Annotated in this window: 15 protein-coding genes and 2 pseudogenes; 2 read left to right on the forward strand and 15 right to left on the reverse strand. The window is 42.9% G+C overall.

The annotated features are described in order from the left end of the window. Positions 1-14: 14 nt before the first annotated feature. The 5 genes and pseudogenes from HC965_RS07145 to HC965_RS07165 form a co-directional block, all read right to left on the reverse strand. On the reverse strand, positions 15-755 hold the full coding sequence (locus tag HC965_RS07145) for a hypothetical protein (RefSeq protein ID WP_191030853.1): 741 nt from the start codon (positions 753-755) through the stop codon (positions 15-17). 804 nt (positions 756-1,559) lie between these two features. Then, positions 1,560-2,015: a hypothetical protein gene (locus HC965_RS07150; protein ID WP_223854765.1), complete on the reverse strand. Its 456-nt coding sequence runs from the start codon at positions 2,013-2,015 to the stop codon at positions 1,560-1,562. Positions 2,016-2,073: 58 nt separating this feature from the next. After that, positions 2,074-2,577, reverse strand: a pseudogene (locus tag HC965_RS26845) (RHS repeat-associated core domain-containing protein); the annotation flags it as partial. Between the two features lie 685 nt (positions 2,578-3,262). After that, positions 3,263-4,186 (reverse strand): Ppx/GppA family phosphatase, encoded by a 924-nt coding sequence (locus HC965_RS07160; RefSeq protein WP_191030856.1) that lies wholly within the window; start codon positions 4,184-4,186, stop codon positions 3,263-3,265. Further along, positions 4,183-6,251: pseudogene (locus tag HC965_RS07165) on the reverse strand (RNA degradosome polyphosphate kinase). The gene HC965_RS07160 and the pseudogene HC965_RS07165 overlap by 4 nt, the downstream one beginning before the upstream one ends. Before the next feature lie 169 nt (positions 6,252-6,420). Between HC965_RS07165 and HC965_RS07170 the strand changes: the two are divergent. Then, positions 6,421-6,999 carry an HdeD family acid-resistance protein gene (locus tag HC965_RS07170; protein ID WP_191030857.1) on the forward strand — a complete coding sequence of 193 codons (579 nt, stop codon included), beginning with the start codon at positions 6,421-6,423 and terminating at the stop codon, positions 6,997-6,999. A 116-nt stretch (positions 7,000-7,115) separates the two neighbouring features. Here HC965_RS07170 and HC965_RS07175 read toward each other — a convergent pair whose 3' ends face one another. The 6 genes from HC965_RS07175 to dapF form a co-directional block, all read right to left on the reverse strand. After that, complete coding sequence (locus HC965_RS07175; RefSeq protein ID WP_191030858.1) at positions 7,116-9,305, reverse strand: glutamine synthetase III; 2,190 nt, start codon at positions 9,303-9,305, stop codon at positions 7,116-7,118. Between the two features lie 151 nt (positions 9,306-9,456). Beyond that, positions 9,457-10,923, reverse strand: a complete 1,467-nt coding sequence (locus HC965_RS07180; RefSeq protein WP_191030859.1) for an ammonium transporter — start codon at positions 10,921-10,923, stop codon at positions 9,457-9,459. A gap of 108 nt (positions 10,924-11,031) precedes the next feature. Further along, positions 11,032-11,388 (reverse strand): P-II family nitrogen regulator, encoded by a 357-nt coding sequence (locus tag HC965_RS07185; RefSeq protein WP_010538423.1) that lies wholly within the window; start codon positions 11,386-11,388, stop codon positions 11,032-11,034. A 146-nt stretch (positions 11,389-11,534) separates the two neighbouring features. Further along, entirely contained in the window at positions 11,535-12,296 is a 762-nt protein-coding gene (locus HC965_RS07190; RefSeq protein WP_191030860.1) for a hypothetical protein, read from the reverse strand. 99 nt (positions 12,297-12,395) lie between these two features. Then, a complete protein-coding gene (locus HC965_RS07195) occupies positions 12,396-13,628 on the reverse strand; it encodes an LL-diaminopimelate aminotransferase (protein WP_191030861.1) in 1,233 nt (410 codons plus the stop codon). Between the two features lie 56 nt (positions 13,629-13,684). Further along, positions 13,685-14,494, reverse strand: a complete 810-nt coding sequence (gene dapF, locus HC965_RS07200) for a diaminopimelate epimerase (protein WP_191030862.1) — start codon at positions 14,492-14,494, stop codon at positions 13,685-13,687. Positions 14,495-14,909: 415 nt separating this feature from the next. Here dapF and HC965_RS07205 point away from each other — a divergent pair, with 415 nt between their 5' ends. Beyond that, positions 14,910-15,206, forward strand: coding sequence for a thioredoxin family protein (locus HC965_RS07205; RefSeq protein WP_191030863.1), 297 nt, complete (start codon positions 14,910-14,912; stop codon positions 15,204-15,206). Positions 15,207-15,301: 95 nt separating this feature from the next. Here the strand turns inward: HC965_RS07205 and HC965_RS07210 are convergent, their stop codons facing one another. The 4 genes from HC965_RS07210 to gltB form a co-directional block, all read right to left on the reverse strand. After that, on the reverse strand, positions 15,302-16,060 hold the full coding sequence (locus tag HC965_RS07210) for a glycerophosphodiester phosphodiesterase family protein (protein ID WP_191030864.1): 759 nt from the start codon (positions 16,058-16,060) through the stop codon (positions 15,302-15,304). A gap of 171 nt (positions 16,061-16,231) precedes the next feature. Next, positions 16,232-17,953, reverse strand: a complete 1,722-nt coding sequence (gene asnB / locus HC965_RS07215) for an asparagine synthase B (protein ID WP_191030865.1) — start codon at positions 17,951-17,953, stop codon at positions 16,232-16,234. Positions 17,954-18,188: 235 nt separating this feature from the next. Further along, entirely contained in the window at positions 18,189-19,529 is a 1,341-nt protein-coding gene (locus HC965_RS07220; RefSeq protein WP_191030866.1) for a glutamate synthase subunit beta, read from the reverse strand. A 142-nt stretch (positions 19,530-19,671) separates the two neighbouring features. Then, positions 19,672-24,264 (reverse strand): glutamate synthase large subunit, encoded by a 4,593-nt coding sequence (gene gltB, locus HC965_RS07225; protein ID WP_191030867.1) that lies wholly within the window; start codon positions 24,262-24,264, stop codon positions 19,672-19,674. Positions 24,265-24,383: the final 119 nt, after the last annotated feature.

The raw sequence follows: 24,383 nt of genomic DNA on the forward strand, positions 1-24,383 counted from the left end.
AGTGATGATAATTTCTAAAATCCTCTGATAACGAGCTGGCTTTTTATATGGTAATTTTTAATCGTCCATACTACCATATATCCACCTGCTCCGTCGCTATTCATCATAAAGAGGAAGAAGGTATTGTCATCACTCAAAGCTATGTGAGTAAAGTTATCACCAGGTTCATATAAGTATTGCAAATTCTCTTTCGGGAATTGTAATACCCCACCGGGATAAGTAACAGTGACAGACTCATATTCATATCGGGGAATATTACCATCTATTCCCCATAAACTTTCCACTCCGTCAATACTCTTCAACCATCCGTTTTCCTGATCTTTCACCAGTTTGTGACTCTTGGCATTGAATGGTCGTCTTTTGATTTCTATACTCAAAGTATCATTCCCATACTTGAAGATGTCTTTAGAAGATGATATTTGAGGTAACTGTTTCAATTCAGAAAGATAACGGATACGGCTTTTATGTATTCTTCCCGTTTTCGATTCTGTTCCTGAATAAATCATTGTCATACCATTTTTTGCTCCATATTCGATATGATGCCAATTATCCTTAGCCTCATCCTCTATTTCCGAACGAGTATTCCAGTCGAAAAATACCTGATTGTTATAAAGCTTGTCAATAATCAGCATGCTGCTGTCAGCACGTACATTGGTGTATCCATCAGGATCATAGATAATTCCCAACCATTCAATTTGGGCATGAACAGAAAATATACTCAGGAATAGTAGTATTGATAGTACAATTGGCTTCATAAATAAGGACTTTTTCCAAAAGTATGAAAAAGTAACGTATCTGATACTATATTTATGTATTATTTTAGTTCAAAAATTATTTTCTCAATATGTTTGATAAAAGCCTGTTTATGTATCTATTTTCTATGAAATAGTCAGAAATATTATTCCATATGTTTTTAGTTTTTCCTCTATTAGATGAGAAAAGTGCTTCCGTCTACCTAAATATACGGTTGTTTTAGGGAAAAAGACCGTATGATTACACTAAAAAGACCGTAATGTTTGTTGAAAACATGTGGATGAAGTAAGCAAAACATGCGGATGGCGTCACTAAAAGCTATGTATAAAGACACTAAAGCATTGCTTTAGCGTCACTATACCTAATGGTTTGTTGGCATTTCTCATTTTAGAGCCCGTTAATTCTCTATTTATACCGTTAATCTGAATAAATGAAATCTGATAAATTGACCTCTATTGGCTTAAATTGTAACTAATGGAAAAGATAAGGATGAAAGAAATGTCTATTTGTGAAAAATAGAGCCTTTTGACTAAATTGGTGATTTGTACAAAAGGCTCTGTAATGGCGAAAAAATAGTAACCTTGTAATCGGATTCAGAAAACGCTCTTCTAGCCGATTACAAATTACAAAATGTCAGAATGTCAAAGAACGAGGCTAGTTATCTGCTTTATTGAAGCAGAATAATAATTAGTACTTTTATTATCGGATTGAAAATCCTAATGTTTAAAACTGCTGGATAACATATCCAGCAGGACGGGCTGAAATAGTCAATCTATAATTAGAGTAAAATACATGTGCTAATAAATTTATAATTTCCCACCTCCTATTTTAAACATCATTTCATAATATTCAATTTTATCTTTGGGAAATACTATTACTATTTTTTTTTCTGGGATTCTTTTTTTACCAAAACCGCCAAGCAGAATTCCTAATTTGTAAAAATTCATATATTTCCCATTGTCTGGCGTTGGCGTGTCGAATTTTGATAACTTACATACGGCCTCTTTGTCGTTTAAAATTTCTATATCTTTAAATAAGACTTTTAAGCCACTATTTATAGGTATCTCTATAGAAAATAAATTATTATTTTCATATTTAAAGATTGCACCATTTCTTGGTTCATGAATTTGATTAATCAAATTATTTACATGAAATGACGTAGGAGGGCCTAATAACAGTTCAACTTTTTGTTGTGTCATACCAAAGACTATTTCCTTTTCTTTAAAAAAGATACCTTTAAGGGGGTTGATTATAATTTCCATATTTACAAAATTTATGAACCTTTGCATTGATTTTTTAACATTTTTGCTTCTTCTGGGGTTACCATTTTTTCTTTTCAGCATAATCAATAGCCTCCATTAGGTCATTATCATATTTATTACTTATACTTTGTACATCTGCAATATCTCTTGACATTGCTTCATAATACGACTTAGTATTTGCAATACTTACAGCTTGTATATTTACATAATCTTTACCACTTCCTCCGTATGAGGCTGTTTTGGCATGATCTTCTGGAGATATTGCTATAGCAGGAGTTCCATATTCTGGTTTTCCATTTGCTGCTAATGCAGCTCTTGGTGGAATATGGTGAATTTCTACATTTTTCCCTCTGTGTTGCCTTTTCTTTGAACTATAGGATCCTATTAAGCCTAAAATATCAACATATTTATTGGCATTTACTACATAACTATAAAGATTGCAGCGTTCACCTTCTAATCTTATCGGATCTTGAGAAACATACATTCCCTCCTCAGCCGAGTAGTACCTGAACCGATTATAGTACAACCCCGTCTCCTTATCCTCATACTGCCCCTGATAGCGGAACGGACAATCCCTCTCAACTCTTCATCATACCAACAGAATCAAAGAACGCAATTCAAAGATACGAGCTTTTTCATGAATCCCCAACACACAACTACATTTTTTATAGGAAAGCCGAAATTCTTATTAGTATCTACAATAATTCTTAGTTGATAAACCCAGCAACATTTTTAGAACGGCTAACAATAATGAATAACTTCAAGTATCAGGCAAATTAAGTTCAGTTTATCCCTTTGTCTATATATCCAAAACAAACTAAACTCATTTATACCGACAGTAACATAGATGCTGGCGAAAAAAGAAAGATTATTTTCTTTTCGCCTGTTTTATTTCTCTACCTTTACCATAGAGAATGCACAGAGAAAGAATACCAATACTTAAAAAAGACTAATAACTCCTTGCACCCAGAATCAAGTATTCACTTGCCTACAATCTCTATATATGTATGCAAATTGTATGTGTTTTAAGATAATATAAATCTAATATTTACAATATAAATATTTAATTATCAATAATATAATAAGCGTCATTTAACATTTTGTATTTTAACATTTTGTTATTAAGATTCTCGGTTTCATTATAATCCGAAGGTTGTTCTGTTCTTAGTTTTATACCCATAATATTTAAAGTGTGTGGTATGGATGCAAATATAAAGAACAAAATCCGAATATCTGATTAATAAAGATTAAGATTGCTGGGAAACAGGCTTATTCATATTCTGCGTATATAGACTATCAATAATACCGTCGGACAGTCCGATAGTAGGTACGATGATTCCAACAGCTTTTACTTGAGTGGCTATCTCAAGGAATATTTCCGCAGCAGGAACAATGACGTCCGCCCGGTCCGGTTTCAGCTTATATTGTTTGATGCGCTGTTCGGTGGGAAGAGTTTTTAATGCTTCATATATCTCTTGTAACGATTCTACGGGTAGGAGAGAAGCCTTTTTGTCTTTCTTGTCTGCAAGTCGAAATAACTTATTAATATTACCGCCCGAACCGATGATACTGACAGGAGCATATTCGGTGGCAAGACCGATCAGGTCAGTGCGTAATGCCTCCTTTTCTTCTTCTTTTACCATGCCACTCAACATACGTACTGTACCGATATTGTATGAACGGGAGCTTTTCAATTCGCCGTTGCTGATAAGATTAATTTCTGTACTACCACCGCCTACATCTACATATAGATAATTTTGTCCTGAAGTGAATAACTGTTCGATGTGATTATCATAAACGATGTGTGCTTCTTCCTGTCCGTCGATAATCTCCACACGGATACCTGTTTTCTTGACTATCTGCCGGACGATGTCTTTACCATTGCGTGCATCACGCATGGCAGAAGTGGCGCAGGCACGATAATCCACTACATCATATATTTTCATCAATTGTTTGTAAGCTTTCATCAGTCGAATCAGTTTCTTTTCTTTTTCTGCTGAAATCACGCCTATGGTGAAAGCGTCTTCTCCCAATCGTAGAGGGATGCGTATGAGCTGTATCTTGCTCATTAATTCGGGTGCATTTTCTTCGTTTACACATTTAATCAGCAATCGAACGGCGTTGGAACCGATGTCGATAGCTGCATAATTAACTTTTTTCATACTTATCATAATGTATTCTTGTATTCGTTGTATAATTCTTCCTGGGAACGGAAGGAAGCATGTCCTTCTTCACATTCTTTTTCATGGTTTTCACCTGTACCGTCCACAATCCGGCCTTTGGCGGTATCCTGAAATCCGTAGCAGACGATTCGTTTCAAATCAGCCTGTATCTCTTTATCATATACAGGGGCCAGGACTTCGATACGATTATCCAAATTTCGGGGCATCCAGTCGGCAGAGCCGATATAATACTTTTCGTCTCCATCATTGGCAAATATGAAAATGCGCGAATGTTCGAGATAGCGGTCGATAATTCCATTGATATGTATATTTTCACTAACTCCCGGAACTCCTCCCACTAAGGAACAGTTGCCACGTACCACCAAATCTATCCGGATTCCGGCGGCTGAAGCTTCGTAGAGCTTTTCTATAAGTGCAAGGTCGGTGATATGATTTACTTTCGCCAGGATATAGGCATCTTTTCCCTGCTCTTTGTTTTTTATTTCTTTGTTGATAAGGGCGATTAAACGTTTACGCATATCATTGGGAGAAACAAGCAACTCTCTGAAGTTGACAGGCGTGTAAGGTTTTTCTATAAAATCGAACACTGCATTGACTTCCCGGACAATGGGACGATGGGCAGTCATAATGGTGTAGTCGGTGTACATACGTGCATTTCCTTCGTGGAAGTTTCCCGTGCTGATGCAGGCAATATCTCCGTGCCGGGTACCGATATATACCAGCTTGGAATGAATCTTCAAACCTTCTACTCCGAAAATCACATGAATTCCTGCGTCCTGCATTCTTTTGCTCCAGTTGATATTCGACGCTTCGTCAAAATGGGCAAGCAACTCGATGACTACGGTAACTTTCTTTCCATTTTTGGCTGCGCAAATCAATGCTTTTATTACTTTAGACTCTTTAGCCAACCGGTAAAGAGTCATTTTGATGGTCTTTACTTCTTTGCTGATAGCGGCTTCACGCAATACACGGATAAAAGTATCGAAACTATGGAAAGGATAATGTAACGAACGGTCTTTCTGACGAATTAGAGCCAGCAGGCTTTCCGGCCCGTTCAGTTCCGGTTTGAAGATGGGTTCCCAAACCGGATATTTCAGTTCGTTGTGTCCACAGACCGGGAATTTCATTAAATCCTTGAAGTTATGATAACGTCCGCCGGCTACACGGGTGTCGTTCTTATCCACATTCAGCCGGTCAACCAGTTTTTTCAGTAAGTCTTTGGGGATTTGCTCGTCATAGACAAAGCGAATTGGTTCTCCTTTCTTACGGCTTTTCACTCCTTTGGAAATTTTCTGAAGTACGCCTGTGCGCATGTCGCTGTCTATTTCCATTTCCGCGTCTTTTGTGAATTTGAAAGTATAGGCTTCGTAGTCGGTGTACTTCATGCCGACGAAAATCATCGGCAAGCAATAACGGATTACATCATCAAGAAACATCAGAAATGTTTTGCCTTCCGAATCGGGAAGTTGGATAAAGCGGCCGAATTCTCCGGTAGGGAGTTCAATAACCGCATAGTCTTTTTCCCTAATCTTTCCTGTTTCGTCTTTGCGGAGCAGGCGGATGGCAAGGTAGATGTCTTCATCTGTCTGATCGTCCAGCGGACGGGTACCACTAAGGAAAAGAGGGTTGGTAGACCCATTCAGTTTGTTACGGTAGAAAGAGGTAATGAACGTTTTCTGTTCACTCGTCATCTCCGTTTCTTTGATAACGTAGATGTTTTCTTTCTTTAATTCTTCCATGATAGAAGCGAACGTTTCTTCGAACTGGTTGTAGTAGCGATTGTGAAGTTTACCGATCAGCTTCAGTGTACGTGCAGCGATTTCTCGTTCTTTCTGTATGTTTTTATCAGCGTATTCAATAATCCGGTTGAGTGTTGCTATACGAACACGAAGAATTCGTCGAGATTATTAGAATAGATGCCAAGAAAGGTGAGCCGCTCCAGTAATGGTACTTCCGGGCGGGCTGCTTCGAGTAGAATACGCTGGTTGAAATACATCCAACTGATATCACGTTCTACATAAGGACACTTCTTTTTTGTTTCGCTTGATTTCATGATGAAGAATCTATTTTATTTTTTGCAAAAATATCGGAATGAGATGTAATGGTTATAACGATTTTGTTACGAACTAATTACAATGTTTATTTGTTATTTTTATATATCAATAGAAACACTTATATTCGCAAAAGTATTGTAACAGACCCGGTTAAAAAATATAGAATTTATGAAAACAATGAATTATTCCCTTATTCGTATTCTTTTTGCACTCGTGATAGGTTTGGTCCTGGTGATTTGGCCGAATGCAGCAGCTAGTTATATTGTCATTACAGTAGGAGTCGCTTTTTTGATTCCTGGTGTTATCACTCTTTTCGGTTATTTCGGACGAAAAAGGACGGAAGGTGAAGTTGCTCCCCGTTTCCCGGTTGAAGGTATCGGCAGTTTATTATTCGGACTTTGGCTGATTGTGATGCCGGAGTTCTTTGCAGATGTCCTGATGTTCTTATTAGGATTTATCCTGATTATGGGTGGTGTGCAACAGATTGCTTCTCTGTCTGCTGCTCGTCGCTGGACGCCTGTTCCCGGAGCATTTTATCTGATTCCTGTTTTGATTCTTATTGCGGGTATCGTTGCTTTGTTTAATCCGACAGGTGCACGTAATACTGCATTTATCATTATCGGTATCAGTAGTTTGGTTTACTCGATTTCTGAATTGATAAACTGGTTTAAGTTTGCACGCCGTCGTCCCAAGACTCCGATTGTACAAAATGATGATGATATTGAAGATGCGAAAATTGTAGAATAAAAAGAAGAGGACTGCTTCACAGCACCCCTCCCCGCAAACTTAAAACAACCAACAAAAGAAATAGATAATCTCTATTCCATGCCCAATGAAAAGTTTTCATTGGGCATTTTCTTTTTCTATCTTACAAATAATAGTTCCCTGTATTTCGGAAGTGTCCACATTTGGTTGTCGACAATAAGTTCCAACTTGTCAATGTGGTAACGGATTTCTTCCAGTGCCGGAACGATGGTATCGTGATAAGCAATGGCTTTCTCGCGTTCACTTTCCATCTTGTTTGCGACTTTACGGGCTTCAACCATTGTATCTACATGCTCTTTGATGAAAGCTGTACGGTCGGCAATCTCTTCGATAAGTTCCAGGTTTTTGGATGACAGTTTGGCTGCCTTTTCTGCCGGGAACAGAGATTGCATCTTGTAGACGTTGTTAATCAAATCCGTCTGATACTGCGTAGCTACCGGGATGATATGGTTCATCGCCAGGTCACCCAATACACGGGCTTCAATCTGAATCTTCTTCGTGTAGGTTTCCCATTTCACTTCGTTGCGGGCTTCCAGTTCTTTCTTTGTCATTACGCCGGTAGCTTCAAACATCGCAATAGTTTCGGGTTTAAGGTAATTGTCGAAGATGAGAGGAACGCTTGTTTCGCAGTCCAGGCCACGGCGGGCAGCTTCTTTTTTCCATTCGTCGCTGTAACCGTTGCCGTCAAAGTGAATGGCTTTGCACTCTTTGATGTATCCGCGGATAATTTCGAGGATAGCAGAAATCTTCGGCTCTCCTTTTTCAATTAACGCATCTACGTCTTTCTTGAATTTCGCCAACTGGTTGGCTACCGCAGAGTTTAATGCAATCATGGCAGAAGCGCAGTTTGCTTCAGAACCAACGGCACGGAACTCGAAACGGTTGCCGGTAAAGGCGAAAGGAGAGGTGCGGTTACGGTCGGTATTGTCAATCAGCAATTCGGGAATCTGTGGTATATCCAGTTTCATGCCTTGTTTGCCGCTGAGGCTGATTAAATCATCCTTTGTGCTGTTTTCTATATGATCCAGTACTTGCGACAACTGCTTGCCCAGGAAAGACGAGATAATTGCCGGCGGTGCTTCATTCGCTCCTAAACGGTGGGCGTTGGTGGCACTGGAGATGGATGCTTTCAGTAATCCGTTATGATGGTAAACTGCCATTAGCGTATTTACAACAAATGTAACGAAACGCAGATTATCTTCCAGAGTCTTGCCCGGGCCCATCAACAGGATACCCGTGTCGGTTCCCAATGACCAGTTATTGTGTTTGCCGGAACCGTTGACTCCTTTGAACGGCTTCTCATGAAGCAGTACGCGGAAGCCATGACGGCGGCTAACTTTACGCATCAATGACATGATTAGTAAGTTGTGGTCGTTTGCCAGGTTACATTCTTCAAAGATGGGAGCTAACTCAAACTGGTTGGGCGCCACCTCGTTGTGACGAGTCTTTACGGGGATGCCCAGTTTCAGGGCTTCAATTTCAAGCTCTTTCATAAATGCGGCAACACGGGTGGGGATAGCACCGAAGTAATGATCTTCCAACTGCTGGTTCTTAGCGCTGTCATGTCCCATCAATGTACGGCCTGTCATTAGCAAGTCCGGACGTGCGGCATACAATCCTTCATCTACCAGGAAGTATTCCTGTTCCCAACCCAGGTAAGCTATTACTTTCTTTACTTCCGGGTTGAAGTAGCGACATACGTCTACGGCTGCCTTATCCACAGCACGAAGTGCTTTCAATAGGGGAGCTTTGTAGTCAAGAGCTTCACCGGTGTATGCGATAAAGACAGTCGGGATGCAAAGCGTGTCATCCACGATAAATGCAGGAGATGAAGGATCCCATGCACTGTATCCGCGAGCTTCGAACGTGTTGCGGATGCCACCGTTCGGGAAAGAAGAAGCATCCGGTTCCTGCTGTACAAGCAACTTACCAGTGAATTCTTCCATCATACCGCCTTTACCGTCATGCTCAACAAAGGCGTCATGCTTTTCTGCCGTACCTTCGGTCAGCGGGGCAAACCAGTGTGTGTAATGAGTGACACCCATTTCGATGGCCCACTTCTTCATACCGGCTGCTACTTCGTCGGCAATGCTGCGGTCTAGTGGAGCACCGTTGTCAATAGCGTCAATCAGTGCATTGTACACCTTACTCGGAAGGTACTTGAACATCTTCTCCTTGTTGAATACATACTTGGCAAAATACTCCGATGGGCGTTCAACAGGGGTTGCCACCTCAACCGCTTTCTTCTTGAAAGCAGTTTCTACTACTCTGAATCTTAGTTTTGACATAATACCTAATTTGATTTGTTGTTAATATGTTAGAGCAAATAATCTTTCTCTTTATAGTTCCCGGGAAGGCGACCAAACCCGCCCGGGATAGAAATCTGTTTTTAAATCTATATAGTCTGTGTCATTCATATGTGAACAGACGTTCTTTTTTTTAGTTGTAAGCGGATTCTCCGTGTTCGTAAATATCCAGACCTTCTTCTTCGACACGTGCCGGAACGCGAAGACCGTGAATTTTATCAAGAACTTTGAAGATGATGAATCCCATACCTGCTGCCCAAGCTCCGACTACAAGTGCTCCGAAGACTTGCGCTCCGAGGAATCCGATCCCATATCCATAGAACCACCCTTCGCTGGTGGAGAATAAGCCTGTGAGAATGGTTCCTAAAAAACCACATACACCATGCACGGAGGAGGCGCCTACCGGATCGTCGATTTTCAGGATTTTATCAATAAAGTCTACCGAGAAGATCATTACCACTCCACAGATAGCGCCGATCAGTACAGCTCCTGCGGGAGATACGGCGTCGCATCCGGCAGTGATACCTACCAAGCCTGCCAATACACCATTTAGTGTGAATGACAAAGAGGGCTTTCCGTATTTCATCCAACTGACTATCAGAGCGAAGAAGCCACCGGCGCAAGCTGCAAGATTAGTTGTCAGGAATACGTGTGAGATTGCATTTGCGTCTGCTTCGGTACTTGCAGCCAATTGAGAACCGGGATTGAATCCGAACCATCCGAACCAAAGGATAAATACACCCAATGCGGCAACTGTCAGGTTATGTCCCGGAATAGCTCTTGATTTACCATCTTTTCCGTATTTACCGATACGCGGGCCGAGAATGGCAGCACCTACCAGGGCAATCCATCCACCTACCGAGTGAACAACGGTAGAACCTGCGAAATCATGGAAGGTAGTTCCAAAAAGGTTCATCATAAAAGAATCTGCTTCACCGTTCATCAGCCAACCGCCACCCCAAGTCCAATGACCGGAAATCGGGTAGATCAGTACACTGATAAAGATTGTGTAAACCAGATACATGGAGAATTTGGTACGTTCAGCCATTGCCCCTGATACGATGGTAGCGGCCGTTGCACAGAACACAGTTTGAAAAACCAGGAAACCTTCTTTGGGCAGACCGTTATCCATGAAAGACAGGTCGAAGAAGTGTGGCATTCCGATGAATCCGCCTGCGCCGAACATAAGCCCGAAACCGATAAACCAGTAAAGTAGAGAACCAAACATAAAATCTACAAAGTTCTTCATCAGAATGTTAGCGGTGTTCTTCACTCTTGTGAAGCCTGCTTCTACCAAGGCAAATCCCGGCTGCATGAAGAACACGAGCATAGCTGCAAGTAACATCCAAACCGTATTTAATCCTAAAGCCAGTTCGCCGATAGTATCCGGAGCCTCTGCTACTGGAACCTGTGCGGCAGAAGCCTCAGCAGGGGCAACTGCAACTTCCTTTACTTCAGTAATTGTCTTTGTAACTGCTGCAACAGTATCGGCAATAACTGTATCCTGTGCTAGCGCGCCAGTAGCAAAACAGCACAACATGAACATAGTAGTGGCTATCCACAGCTTTACGAAGCCATGGCTTTTATATTTTGTATCCATAATAATTATCTTATTTTATACCTATTATTAGTGATGTTGTAAACCTCTTTTATAAACGTTATAATCCGCAAAGAAACCTGGTAGCGGCACCTTGCCGCTGCCGCTGCGTTAGCGTTCTTGTTCGGCGTTGTAGAGGGCAATGTCGCCGCGTTCGGCAGTACGGATGCGGATGGCGTCTTCGATGGGGATGACAAAAATACGTCCGTCGCCGATTTCTCCGGTTTGTGCAGCCTTGATGATGGCTTGCACCGTTTTCTCGGCATTCTTGTCGCGTACAACAATAGAGATTAAGATTCGTTCGATGGTGCTGGTGTCATAGACTACACCGCGGTAGATGCGTCCTTGGCGTGCTTTCCCAATACCTCTTACATCATAATAAGAGAACCATTCGATGTCCGCTTCGAGAAGAGCGTCTTTCACGTCCTCGAATTTAGTTTTACGGATAATAGCTTCAATCTTTTTCATATACCTTAAATATTAGTGTTGATCTGTAAAGAAAGAGGTATAGGGTAGTGGCAGCCATAGCAGGTTACCATACAACAAACCGATAAAATCTAAACTCTAACTACCTTTATCCCTATACACTCTTTTGATATTCTAAATTCTCTCTCTTAAAAACTTAGTCCGAATGTGAAGTAAGCTCCTTCCGTACGTGGATTGACCGATACTTTGGCAAATGCCGGGACGGAGAAGGAATCTGTTATTTTGATGTCCTTGGAAGCTCCGAGACTGACGTCTGATACACAGAACCCACTTGTATAACCATTGTAGAAAGTCGTTTCCCAAGGTACCATACCTAAATCTACTGCCCATTCAAGGCCACCCAATCTGAACGGTGCGCTAAGGGCAAGATAGGAAGAGTAAGCCCTTTTACCATTCTCTTTCACGCCGTCAGCACCTGCAAAGTTCGTGTACCAGTTGACGGCTAGCAGACCGAAATCATATCCAACTTGTGCTTCAAACACATGAGCCGTAGAATGAGCGCCATACTTAAAATACTTATTGGTTGCATAAAGCGTTTCTCCATCATCGTCTACACCAGTTGCCACCTGTATGTTAAACCAATAATCCGTCACCGAAACGCTGAAACCACCCATCGAATAACCAAGAGTTAAATCCAACTCTTTCGTATCTGTCGATTCGAATCCTACAGACCCCCATGCTCCGAGTGAGAAACCTTTGTAAGCGATTCCCAGTGAGGGCTGAATACTTACTCCGCCCAAATCCTGGCCACGCCAAATGTAACCGCTTACTAAATCAGCTCCTACGGAAGCTTCTACCTTATCTTGTGCCATCGTTGCCGGTGGGACAAGCCCTGTCAGTAATAATGCTACTGTTATTACCTTCATTTTTTTGTTAATCGTCGTTTTCATCGTCTTTTTACCTTTAATAGTTAGAAAAAATGTGGATGTACGGTCCATGTATATAGTAGCGCGCGAAATACTATCAAAAAAATGAAGAATTCTTTATGATCAGAGCCAGTTCTTAATTCTTTTCATGGCTTCAATACAATCGTTGCGTTCACCAAATGCAGTCAGTCGGATATATCCTTCACCACTTGGCCCGAAGCCTACACCGGGAGTGCCGACAACATTGGCTTCATACAACATCTGTTCAAAGAATCGCCATGAAGAAAGCCCATTCGGAGTTTTCACCCATAAGTAGGGAGCGTTGACTCCGCCATATACTTTCAATCCGGTGGCTTCTAGACCTTCCTTCATTATTTTGGCATTGGTCATATAATAGTTGATCGTTTCTTTAATCTGTGCTTTGCCCTCTGCACTGTAAACAGCTTCCGCAGCCCGTTGGGTGATGTAGGAAGTACCGTTGAACTTAGTGCATTGGCGACGGTTCCATAATCTGTTGAGCGGGATACGGTCGCCTCCCAAAGTGGCGGCTGTAAGCTCTTTCGGCACCACGGTATATCCGCAACGTACTCCGGTGAATCCGGCTGTCTTTGAGAAACTGCGAAATTCAATGGCGCATTTCTTCGCCCCTTTAATTTCGTAGATAGAGTGGGGGATACTCTCATCCTGTATATACGCTTCGTATGCGGCATCAAACAGTATTAACGTATCGTTTGCCAAAGCATAATCCACCCACTTTTTCAGTTCCGGCTTGGTTAGTGTGGTACCTGTCGGATTGTTCGGATAGCAGAGATAAACAATGTCTATCCGTTTGTCAGGGATTTCAGGAATGAAGTTGTTCTCACTCGTACAGGGCATGTATGTGACATTGCTCCATTTGCCGGTTTCCTCTTCCAAAACTCCGGCACGTCCGCACATGACGTTACTGTCGATATATACCGGATAGATGGGATCTGTAACCCCTACACTATTGTCGTGGCGAAGAATATCACCTATATTTCCGGTATCGCTTTTTGCTCCGTCACTGACAAATATTTCAGAAGTCGAGAAGTGAATCCCGCGCGGAGCAAAATCGTTCTTTATGATTGCTTCAATCAGAAAATCATAACCCTGTTCAGGACCGTATCCACGGAATGTATCTTTGCTTGCCAGTTCTTCTACCGCCTTGTGCATGGCTTCGACACATGCTTTCGGAAGCGGTTGGGTGACATCACCGATACCCAGCCGGATAATATCCTGCTTGGGATGCGTTATCTTGAACGTATTTACCTTTTTCGCTATGTCCGAGAATAAATAACTTCCCGGTAGTTTCAAAAAATGTTCGTTTACTAATGCCATCTTGTTATTGTTTTAAGTTTTGCAAAATCTAATGCCTGATACTTGATACTTAATCTCTAATCATTATCCTCAATCTCCCCATCAAAAACCTTCGTTGCCGGCCCCGTCATTAAGATATGACCGGAGGATTCCTCCCATTCGATGGTGACGGTACCCCCGTCCATTATAATCTCACTCTTTCTTCCTGCCAGTCCGTTGATAAAGGCGGCCACTGCTGTGGCACAGGCTCCTGTCCCGCAGGCTTGAGTAATTCCCGAACCTCTTTCCCATACTCTCATGCGTATCGTATCTTTACCGATTACCTGTGCGAATTCTACATTCGTTCTGTCCGGGAAAAGAGGATGTTTTTCCAGTTCAGGACCAATCTCCGGCAGATGGATTTGGGTAATATCCTCTACAAAAGTGACCAAATGAGGATTTCCCATGGAGACTTGAGTCGATTGGAAAGGGTATTCATCTCCGAAACTGATTTCTCCCGTTTCTAACGGACTGCCCATATCCACCGTGACTTCGGTTACCGTTTTTCCTTCTACGTGAAGTTTCAGGATTTTAATACCCGACAGTGTATCCAGTGTAATCTCTGTTTTATCCGTCAAACCGTATTCATATACGTATTTGCCTACACAGCGGCTACCGTTTCCGCACATCATGGCTTCCGAACCATCTACATTGAAAATGCGCATGCTGAAATCTGCCTTTTCTGAAACTCCGATCAAGATAAGTCCATCGCTTCCAATCCCTGTGTGAAACTTACTCCATTCGATGGATTTCTTTTCAGGATTTGCTATGGGATATTTGGTAGTGTCTACGTAGATGTAGTCATTGCCTGCTCCATGCATCTTGGTGAACTTAATCTTATTTATCATTTTGGTTGATAATTATTGGTTGTTGTATCCTTTTGTTTTATTACGATGCAAAGATATGACTTTTTGCTTTATATTTTATTGGAAAGTATATCTAATATCTATTTATTTTTATAATACTTTCAATCGCTCCGTATATGTGGCCTGTAAGTTTTAATATGAAATAATATGGTATCATATATCTTTAAATTATTATTTGATGGATGCATTTTGTATATCTTTTCATTATATATGAAGGATTTTAGAGGTGTTTTCCTTCTGTTTCTAATCTAAAAACAAGAAAAAGTCCCTTTTGGTTTTGACGATATGCAAGCGGATCGGCTGTTTTTTGTGACATACTGCTTATTGGATATTCTGAAGAACCTTTTTTTATATTCATTGTTCTACCACATACAATATTACAATAATATAGAAGATTATGGATATACAAAGACAACTGGAAGTAGCTGCAAAGACCAACCATTTAGTATTGGTTGTATTTTATGCAGACTGGTCTCCCCATTATGAGTGGATAGGACCTGTGCTCCGGACCTATGAAAAGAGAACGGTAGAATTGATAAGAGTGAACGCTGAAGAAAACAGAGTAGTGGCCGATGCGCATAATATAGAAACAGTACCGGCTTTCCTTTTATTACATAAAGGACATGAACTTTGGCGGCAGGTAGGAGAGTTGACAGTAGAAGAACTGAAAGATGTATTGGATGATTTCAGATAACGATATTGTCCTGATATATTTTTAATACAGATAACGTGGATAAAATGAGTACTGATACTCACTTTATCCACGTTATTTTATATCTGAAAGTCCGTTTATTTTAGTATTTCTTGCAATACAACCGGCTCATTAGTAGTAATAAAGTCTACTTTCTGTTCAATCAACCATTTCATATCCTCTGCTTCGTCTACCGTCCAAACGTTTACCTTCAAGCCGAGGTCATGGGCTTCTTTGATCCATTCGGGGTGTTTCTTAATCACTCCCATGTGATAGTCGAGGCCGGCAGCACCGAGTTCTTTCAGTTCTTTCGGAGAGAGTTCTCCGTTGAGGTAGAATACCGGAGTTCCGGCAGGTGCCAGGCGGATAAACTCTTTCATAGCATGCAGCGAGAAAACGATATATTCCATACGGTCCTCCAATTGCATCTTCTTTACCATAGCAATGATTTCCTGTACGGCTTTTGTTTCGCGCTTCTTGGTGCTATGTGATTTCAGTTCAAGTATCAGTTTAGTGGTGCATTTGCTTCCTGCTTCCAGATATTGCTTCAAGCTAGGGAGGTTTTCTCCGTTAGAGAGTTTCAGTCCGGTTAGTGCATCGCCTTTGGAATATTCCATCGGTCTCATTTTATAAACCGGATCATGGTTGACAACCAGCTTATTATCCTTGGCAATCCATACATCAAATTCTGAACCGTAGCATCCGATGGAATCAGCTTTCTGAAGTGCTGTAATACTGTTTTGTGATGAACCCGGAGTTTTCCAAAAACCGCGGTGGGCAATTACTTTTGTCTGTGCCTGCATACAGCAAGCAGCCATTAAAAGGGCAGAAGCCATCATCATTTTCTTTAAATTCATTTGTTCTATCTTTTAAAAGTTTTATAGACTTAAATTAGGTTGGCGTCAAAATTATAAAAAAGAAAACGCAAATCAGACAATAAAATGCTAATCTGCGTTAATCTTCTAGGTTTTGGAATAGAAATGTTGCATTTGAATAACAAAAATCTCCTTTGTTATTCTTTTTATTAGTTAAGTATAGGCTTCTTCGTGTACACCCTTTACTGCCCGTCCACTTGGCTCGTTCAGATTTCTAAAAGTAGCATCCCATGCCAATGCTTCTGCTGTGGAACAAGCTACACTCGGAACACTCGGCACGGTACGTGCCGCACTCTCACTGGGAAAATGTTCTTCAAAAATGCTACGATAGTAATATTCTTCCTTGTTCTGCGGCGTATGGATGGGGAAACGTTCGGCGGCGTGCTCCATTTGTTCGTCGCTTATGGCTGCCGATGTAATCTCCCTTAATGTATCAATCCAAGAATAACCCACACCGTCACTGAACTGTTCCTTCTGTCTCCACGCCACACTTTCCGGCAGCATATCGGCAAAAGCTTCCCGTACAATACGTTTCTCTATTTCCTTTCCGGGGCACATTTTAGCTTTCGGATTCAGCGTCATTGCTACGTCGAGAAACTCCTTGTCGAGGAAAGGAACACGACCTTCTACACCCCATGCGGATAAACTCTTATTAGCCCGGAGACAATCATACAGATACAATTTTGAAAGTTTGCGTACGGTTTCTTCATGGAATGCCTGTGGGGTAGGGGCTTTATGAAAATACAGATAACCTCCGAAAACTTCATCAGCACCTTCACCGCTCAACACCATTTTGATGCCCATTGATTTGATGACACGCCCCAGGAGATACATGGGAGTGGAAGCACGAACAGTTGTCACGTCATACGTCTCGATGAAATAAATCACGTCACGCAGGGCATCCAGTCCTTCCTGCACTGTATAGTTTATTTCGTGGTGGACCGTGCCGATATATTCGGCTACTTCACGCGCTTTAATCAAGTCGGGTGCGTTCTTTAGTCCGATGGCAAAGGAGTGAAGTTGAGGCCACCATGCATCACTTGCTCCGCCTGTTTCTATACGCTTCGCCGCATATTTCTTGGCGATAGCGGAGATGACGGAACTGTCCAGTCCTCCCGAAAGAAGTACTCCGTAGGGTACATCACTCATTAGCTGGCGATGAACGGCATCTTCCAATGCTGTTTTCACATCACGGGTCTGCGCGCTATCAGCTTTTGCGGCTTCGCAGTCTTTTACGGTTTTATCGTCTTCTATTGTTTCATAGCCTTTTACAGCTTCATAATCTGTCCAGTCGCGCGAATACCATCGTTTCATTTTTCCCTCTTTACTGTAAAAGTAATGTCCGGGAAGGAATACTTCATATTCGTCGCAAAATCCTTCAAGGGCTTTCAGTTCGCTGCCGAAGTAGATTTTCCCGTCTTTGTCTTTACCTATATATAAAGGTATGACACCTATCGGGTCACGGGCAATCAGAAACTCATCCCGCTCTTCGTCATAAAGGACGAACGCAAAGATTCCGCTAATATCTTCCAGAAAATGAATACCTTTCTCTTTGTAAAGGGTAAGAATAACCTCGCAGTCGCTTCCTGTCTGAAAATCGTATTTCCCTGCATACTTCGCACGAATATCCCGATGATTGTAGATTTCACCGTTCACGGCGAGCACTTGTTTACGGTCGGGCGAGTATAAAGGCTGTCCGCCGCTTTGCGGGTCGACGATAGAAAGGCGCTCATGTGCCAGGATGGCACTTCCGCCTACATAGATTCCACTCCAGTCCGGTCCGCGATGACGGATTTTCTGAGCCATTTTCAGTGCTTTATCCCTTAGTTCTTTTGTTTGGGATTTTATGTTGAGTATACCTGCTATTCCACACATAACTTTAAGTTTTTGGGGGTTATTGAAATAAGTTGATTGTTTATTCGCTATGATTAATGGGCTTATTTGCCATGGTTAATAAGTTTATTAGCTATTCTTAATTCGTTCCACAATGGTTTTCCTTTCGTTCCACCTAGGTTTCCTTTAAGTTCCACCCATGTTGTTCTTTAGTTCTACCATGGTGGAACGAACCAGTAATAACGGTTAAACTTCTTAGTATTTCTTACTTCGGAGATTATTTCATCAAGTAAGCGTCTATATCCGAAACCGCCTTTCGTCCGCCTGCCATAGCACGCACAACGAGACTCGCTCCTGTATCCGCATCTCCGGCAAGGAATACATTTTCTGCAAACTTCGGTTGTTCCGGTTTCAGAAATCCCATGGCGAGCAAGACCATGTCCGCTTCGATGACCTTCTTTTTTCCTGTTGGCTGCATCGTAGGACGTCCGCCATCCGCTGCCGGAATCCATTCTACTTCCTCCACTTCAACACCTGCCACTTTTCCATTTTTTCCGAGAAATTGATTGGAAGTCAGGCACCAATGGCGTGTACAACCTTCTTCATGGCTCGAAGTCGTCTTGAAAACTACCGGCCATTGCGGCCACGGGGTAGCGGGATTGTATCTGACGGGTGGTTTCGGCATGATTTCAATTTGAGTAACACTTACTGCTCCTTGGCGTATACTGGTTCCGATACAGTCAGAACCGGTATCACCACCGCCAATCACGAGCACTTTCTTTCCTTTGGCATTCACTAGCTTGTCTTTAGGGAAAGTCTGCCCTTCCAAAATCCTGTTTTGTTGCGCCAACATTTCGAGGGCGAAGTGAATGCCTTTCAGTTCCCGTCCCGGAATATTCAAATCCCGTGCCGTCGGTGTTCCCGTGCAGATGCAGTAAGCGTCGAAACCTTCCGGCAAATGATTGACATCTATTTCCACACCCATCTCAAACTGAATACCCTCTGCTGCCAATATTTTCATACGCCGGTCGATTACATTTTTATCCAATTTGAAGTTGGGAATACCAAAGCGCAGCAATCCGCCGGGAGCTTCGTCCTTATCAAATAATGTGACGCTGTACCCTTTCAGGTTCAACTGGTTGGCTACGACCAATCCGGCAGGGCCTGCGCCAATTACTGCAACTTTCTTTCCGTTTCTTTCGGGAGTTTGTACCTGTATATATCCTTCACGGAAAGCAGCTTCCACAATCGCAGCTTCATTCTCACGGATAGTCACCGGTTGGTCACACGAAAGTTTCAACACGCATGATTTCTCGCAAAGAGCAGGGCAGATACGCCCCGTAAATTCCGGAAAATCGCAAGTAGATGACAACACTTCATACGCTTCTCTCCATTTGCCCCTGTACAACGCATCCTGCCATTCGGGTTGTTTATTCCCTATCGGACAGGTCCAGTGACAGAAAGGTACGCCACAATCCATGCAGCGCGAAGCCTGCAACTTACGGCTATTCGTATTCAACGTCTGTTCCACCTGACTATAGTCAGTGATTCGCTCGCTCACAGGACGGTATCCCGCCTCTTGTCGAGGTATATTTAGAAATGCTTTAGGATCTCCCATATAAATTAAAAATTGAGAATTAAAAATTGAAAAATAGTTGCTAAATTGAAAATTGAGAATTAAAAGTTGAAAAATAATAGAATCGGAAACCACTATTCACTACATTTATTTCTCAATTTTTAATTTTCAATTCTCAATTAACCTAATAGTCTCTTTGCATGTCTGCGATTTTCTGTTGTAGCTTTCTCATTTGTTCTTCCTGCAATACCTTTTTGTATTCGATAGGTACTATCTGGATGAATTGGTCTACGTAATGATTCCAGTCATCGAGCATGGTTCGTGCCAGTTTGGAACCTGTGTACAGGTAGTGTTGGCGAATCAGTTCGTGTAATTCTTTCCGGTAGCCGGCTTCTTCGATAAGAGACAATTCTACCATTTCCATGTTACAGAAATAATCGAAATTACCGTCTTTGTTCCATACATACGCCACACCGCCACTCATGCCGGCTGCGAAGTTACGTCCGGTTTGTCCGAGAACTACTACACGACCGCCGGTCATGTATTCGCAACAGTGGTCGCCTACACCTTCTACTACAGCGACAGCACCCGAGTTGCGCACGGCAAAACGTTCACCTACACGACCATTAATATAAACTTCCCCGCTCGTGGCACCGTAAAGCAAGGTGTTGCCTGCTATTGTGTTCTTATCAGCTTCGAAGTTGCTGCGGATCGGGGGAAGTACGGCGATACGTCCGCCACTCAAACCTTTACCCAGGTAATCGTTTGCTTCACCTTCCAGTTTAAAGTTAACACCCGGCACAAGGAACGCTCCGAAAGACTGACCTGCCGAACCTTTGAACTTCACATTCAGCGTATGTTCCGGCAATCCCCTGGTACCCTGCTTCTTCGCAATCACTCCTGAAAGCATAGCACCTATGGCACGGTCTGTATTCGCAATCGTATATTCTAACGAAATTTCTTTCTCGTGTTCGATGGCATCCCGGGCAGCATCAATGATAGCCACATCTTTGACAGTAGAAATTCCATGATCCTGGTCGATGACGTGACGGATAGCGGCACTGTTGTCAATGCGTGCCAGCATCTTCGTGAAATCAATTAATGCATGTTTCGGATTCGGAATATAGGCTTCGGAACTATGCTCAATAGACATATGTTCAACGGATTTAAGTTCGGCAGACTTACGTTCAATCAAATCCGTACGCCCGATAATATCATCCATCCGAGTAAATCCCATTTCAGCCAAATGCTCACGGACTTCCTGAGCGAGGAACGTGAAAAAGTTGACTAAATATTCGCTGCGTCCGTGGAAACGTTTGCGCAACTCCTCATTCTGTGTGGCAACTCCTACCGGGCAAGTATTCTGATGACATTTGCGCATCATTACGCAACCCAATACAATCAGCGCAGAGGTGGCAAAGCCATATTCTTCAGCTCCCATCAACGCCATTAAGATAATATCCCGTCCGGTTTTCAATTGTCCGTCAGCTTGCAGAATTACCTGACTGCGAAGCCCGTTTAGAACCAAAGTCTGCTGAGTCTCGCTTAATCCCAGTTCGGGAGAGATACCCGCATAGCGGATAGAAGAAGCAGGAGAAGCTCCCGTGCCCCCTTCGGCACCGGAAATAACAATCAAGTCCGCCTTCGCCTTTGCCACACCCGCGGCAATCGTACCTACGCCACTTTCCGCAACCAACTTCACACTGATTTTAGCCTGCGGATTCACATTCTTCAAATCAAAAATCAATTGAGCCAAATCCTCAATCGAATAAATATCGTGATGGGGCGGGGGAGAAATCAGAGAAATTCCCGGAATGGAATGACGTGTCTTAGCAATCACATCATTCACCTTGAATCCCGGAAGCTGTCCCCCTTCACCCGGTTTCGCACCCTGTGCCACCTTAATCTGAATCTCATCCGCATTTACCAAATATTCCGCCGTCACACCGAAACGTCCCGAAGCCACCTGCTTGATGGCACTTCGCAAGGAACTGCCATCCGGCAGCGGTTGAAAACGCGAAGCATCTTCGCCACCCTCACCGGTATTACTGCGTCCGTGAATCTTATTCATAGCGATAGCCATTGCCTCGTGCGCTTCCTTACTGATGGAACCGAAAGACATGGCACCCGTAACAAACCGATGCAGAATATTCTCTACCGGTTCTACCCGGTCGATAGAAATCGGATTGCGTCGGAATCCCAGGAAATCACGCAAGAAGATAGGTTTCTCCTTTTCATCCACCAAGTGCGTGTACTCTTTGAATTTCTTATAACTACCCAACCGGGTAGCCAATTGCAGCGTACTGATCGTTTCCGGATTCCACGCATGTTTTTCTCCGTCTTTCCGGAAAGCATACAACCCTTTGTTCGGCAGCAAGCTACCGACTTCCTTCGCAAATCCTTCCTCATGGAAGGCAATGGCATCTCTGGCAATCTCTTCTAGACGGATACCCCCAATCGGTGAACCGAGCCCGCCGAAGTAAGCCTTGCTCAACTCCTCGCTCAAGCCGACCGCTTCGAAAATCTTTGCCCCCCGATAGGAACGAATGGTAGAAATACCCATCTTACTCATAATCTTGAACAGACCTTTGCAGATGGACTTCATATAATTCTTCTCTGCCGTAGCATAGTCTAACTGAATATCTCTGCCTTTCACCAATTTGTCAAGAACTGCAAATGCCATATACGGATTCAGTGCGCTTGCCCCGAAACCAAGTAATAATGCCGCATGCATCACTTCGCGTATCTCACCGCTTTCTACTACCAGTGCGGTCTGAACACGTTTGCCTACCGAAATCAAGTGATGATGAACAGCACTTACCGCCAAAAGAGACGGAATTACCGCATGTTCGGCATCCACGTCACGGTCGCTCAGGATGATGTAGTTCACACCTTCCGTCACCGATTCTTCCGCCATTTTGCAAAGACTGCCCAATGCTTCCTGCAATCCGGCTTTCCCTTTCGCTACCTCAAAGAGCATTGGGAGTTTGACTGTCTTGAATCCCTTATAGCGGATATTACATAAAATATCCAATTGAGTATTGCTTAGAATCGGATGATTCAAACGTACCATTTTACAATGGCTTTCGCTCGGAGTGAGAATATTCATCCCTACGGCTCCGATATATTCAGTCAGTGACATGACCAGTTCTTCACGCAATGGGTCAATCGGAGGATTGGTAACTTGCGCAAACTGTTGGCGGAAATAATTGTAAAGCAATTGCGGTTTGTCTGAAAGAACAGCCAAAGGAGTATCGTTACCCATCGACTGAATCGGTTCTGCGCCGGTACTTGCCATGGGCATAATCAGTCGTTCTATATCCTCTTTCGAGTAACCGAAAGTGCGCAGCATCCGGTCATAATTCTCTATATGATGAGGCACTTTACGTCCGCTTTTCAATTCGTCCAGTTCGATGCGGTTGGTAGACAACCACGTGCGATACGGTTTGGCTTCCGCCAATTGTCTTTTCAATTCGCCGTCATAATAGATTTCACCTTTCTCCGTATCCACCAATAAAATCTTGCCGGGTTGCAAACGGCCTTTCTCCCTGATATCCCCCGGTTCAAAATCCATCACGCCCACTTCGGATGCCACTACCATCATATCGTTTTTTGTAATCAGATAGCGGGCGGGACGAAGACCGTTACGGTCGAGCATACCACCGGCAAAGCGTCCGTCGCTGAAAAGCAGGGCAGCCGGACCGTCCCACGGTTCCATCAGGATGGAGTGGTATTCATAGAATGCTTTCAATTCTTCACTGATAGGATTCTTCTCATTAAATGATTCCGGCACAAGCATCGCCATTGCATGCGGTAAACTCAATCCCGACATTACGAGAAATTCCAGTACATTATCCAATGAAGCGCTGTCACTCATACCCGGCTGTATAATCGGACGAATCTCCTTGATGTCTCCCAAAGTGGGACTGGAAAGCACGCTTTCGCGCGCTTCCATCCATCCGCGGTTGCCACGGATGGTATTGATTTCACCATTGTGTGCCAAGAGACGGAAAGGTTGCGCCAACCCCCATGTCGGAAACGTGTTGGTACTGAAACGGGAGTGTACCAATGCCAGTCCGCTGGTAAAATAACTGTTCGTCAGGTCGGGATAGTAGTTGCGCAGTTGCAACGACGAAAGCATACCTTTATATATAATACTTTTTGTAGAGAGCGAAACGACATAAAAATCATCTTTTGCCGGAATGGATGACAATCTGACTTTATTCTCAATTCTTTTACGGATGAGATACAATTTCCGGTCAGCCGTTTCTGTCTCCGTAAATCCGGTGATAAACACCTGCTTGATGTCCGGCTCGTTGGCTAAGGCAGCTTCTCCCAGGATTTCAGGACAAGTGGGCACGTTGCGCAGATGCATCAATGTAAGTCCTTCTTTTTCAATTTCCTCAATAATGATACTTAAAATAGCTGCCTGGTCTTTTTCATTTTTCGGGAGAAAGAGCAGACCGGTACCATACCGCCCCTTTTCCGGGACGGGAATACCTTGCAATAAGATGAACTCATGCGGAATTTGCAGCATAATACCTGCACCGTCCCCGGTCTTGTTATCCGCACCTTCAGCACCGCGGTGGCGCATGTTTTCCAATACCTTTAAAGCCGACTCAACAACGTCGTGTGACTTTTCTCCGTGAATGTTGACCAGCATACCAACACCGCAGGCATCGTGTTCGTATGCCGCATCGTACAATCCCGCTTGGCGGGGCTGTCGTTGGTAAGGGAATCCTTTTGTTTCGTTGTTAAAAAGTTCTTGTTTTTTCATTCTTACTAGCTTTATTGTATGATAATACCTATTTGATGTGTCAATTTGTTCGGCAAAATTAAATATTTAATTTCATAATGATAGTAAAATATTGCTTTTCTGTGACACGAAATAACAAC

It is taken from the genome of Bacteroides sp. GM023 (assembly GCF_014750685.1).
Taxonomy (GTDB): Bacteria; Bacteroidota; Bacteroidia; order Bacteroidales; family Bacteroidaceae; genus Bacteroides.

Coding starts and splice junctions, on each gene's coding strand:
- HC965_RS07145 (WP_191030853.1), bottom strand. CDS start 755: ATGAAGCCAATTGTACTATCAATACTACTATTCCTGAGTATATTTTCT.
- HC965_RS07150 (WP_223854765.1), bottom strand. CDS start 2,015: ATGGAAATTATAATCAACCCCCTTAAAGGTATCTTTTTTAAAGAAAAG.
- HC965_RS07160 (WP_191030856.1), bottom strand. CDS start 4,186: ATGATAAGTATGAAAAAAGTTAATTATGCAGCTATCGACATCGGTTCC.
- HC965_RS07170 (WP_191030857.1), top strand. CDS start 6,421: ATGAAAACAATGAATTATTCCCTTATTCGTATTCTTTTTGCACTCGTG.
- HC965_RS07175 (WP_191030858.1), bottom strand. CDS start 9,305: ATGTCAAAACTAAGATTCAGAGTAGTAGAAACTGCTTTCAAGAAGAAA.
- HC965_RS07180 (WP_191030859.1), bottom strand. CDS start 10,923: ATGGATACAAAATATAAAAGCCATGGCTTCGTAAAGCTGTGGATAGCC.
- HC965_RS07185 (WP_010538423.1), bottom strand. CDS start 11,388: ATGAAAAAGATTGAAGCTATTATCCGTAAAACTAAATTCGAGGACGTG.
- HC965_RS07190 (WP_191030860.1), bottom strand. CDS start 12,296: ATGAAAACGACGATTAACAAAAAAATGAAGGTAATAACAGTAGCATTA.
- HC965_RS07195 (WP_191030861.1), bottom strand. CDS start 13,628: ATGGCATTAGTAAACGAACATTTTTTGAAACTACCGGGAAGTTATTTA.
- dapF (WP_191030862.1), bottom strand. CDS start 14,494: ATGATAAATAAGATTAAGTTCACCAAGATGCATGGAGCAGGCAATGAC.
- HC965_RS07205 (WP_191030863.1), top strand. CDS start 14,910: ATGGATATACAAAGACAACTGGAAGTAGCTGCAAAGACCAACCATTTA.
- HC965_RS07210 (WP_191030864.1), bottom strand. CDS start 16,060: ATGAATTTAAAGAAAATGATGATGGCTTCTGCCCTTTTAATGGCTGCT.
- asnB (WP_191030865.1), bottom strand. CDS start 17,953: ATGTGTGGAATAGCAGGTATACTCAACATAAAATCCCAAACAAAAGAA.
- HC965_RS07220 (WP_191030866.1), bottom strand. CDS start 19,529: ATGGGAGATCCTAAAGCATTTCTAAATATACCTCGACAAGAGGCGGGA.
- gltB (WP_191030867.1), bottom strand. CDS start 24,264: ATGAAAAAACAAGAACTTTTTAACAACGAAACAAAAGGATTCCCTTAC.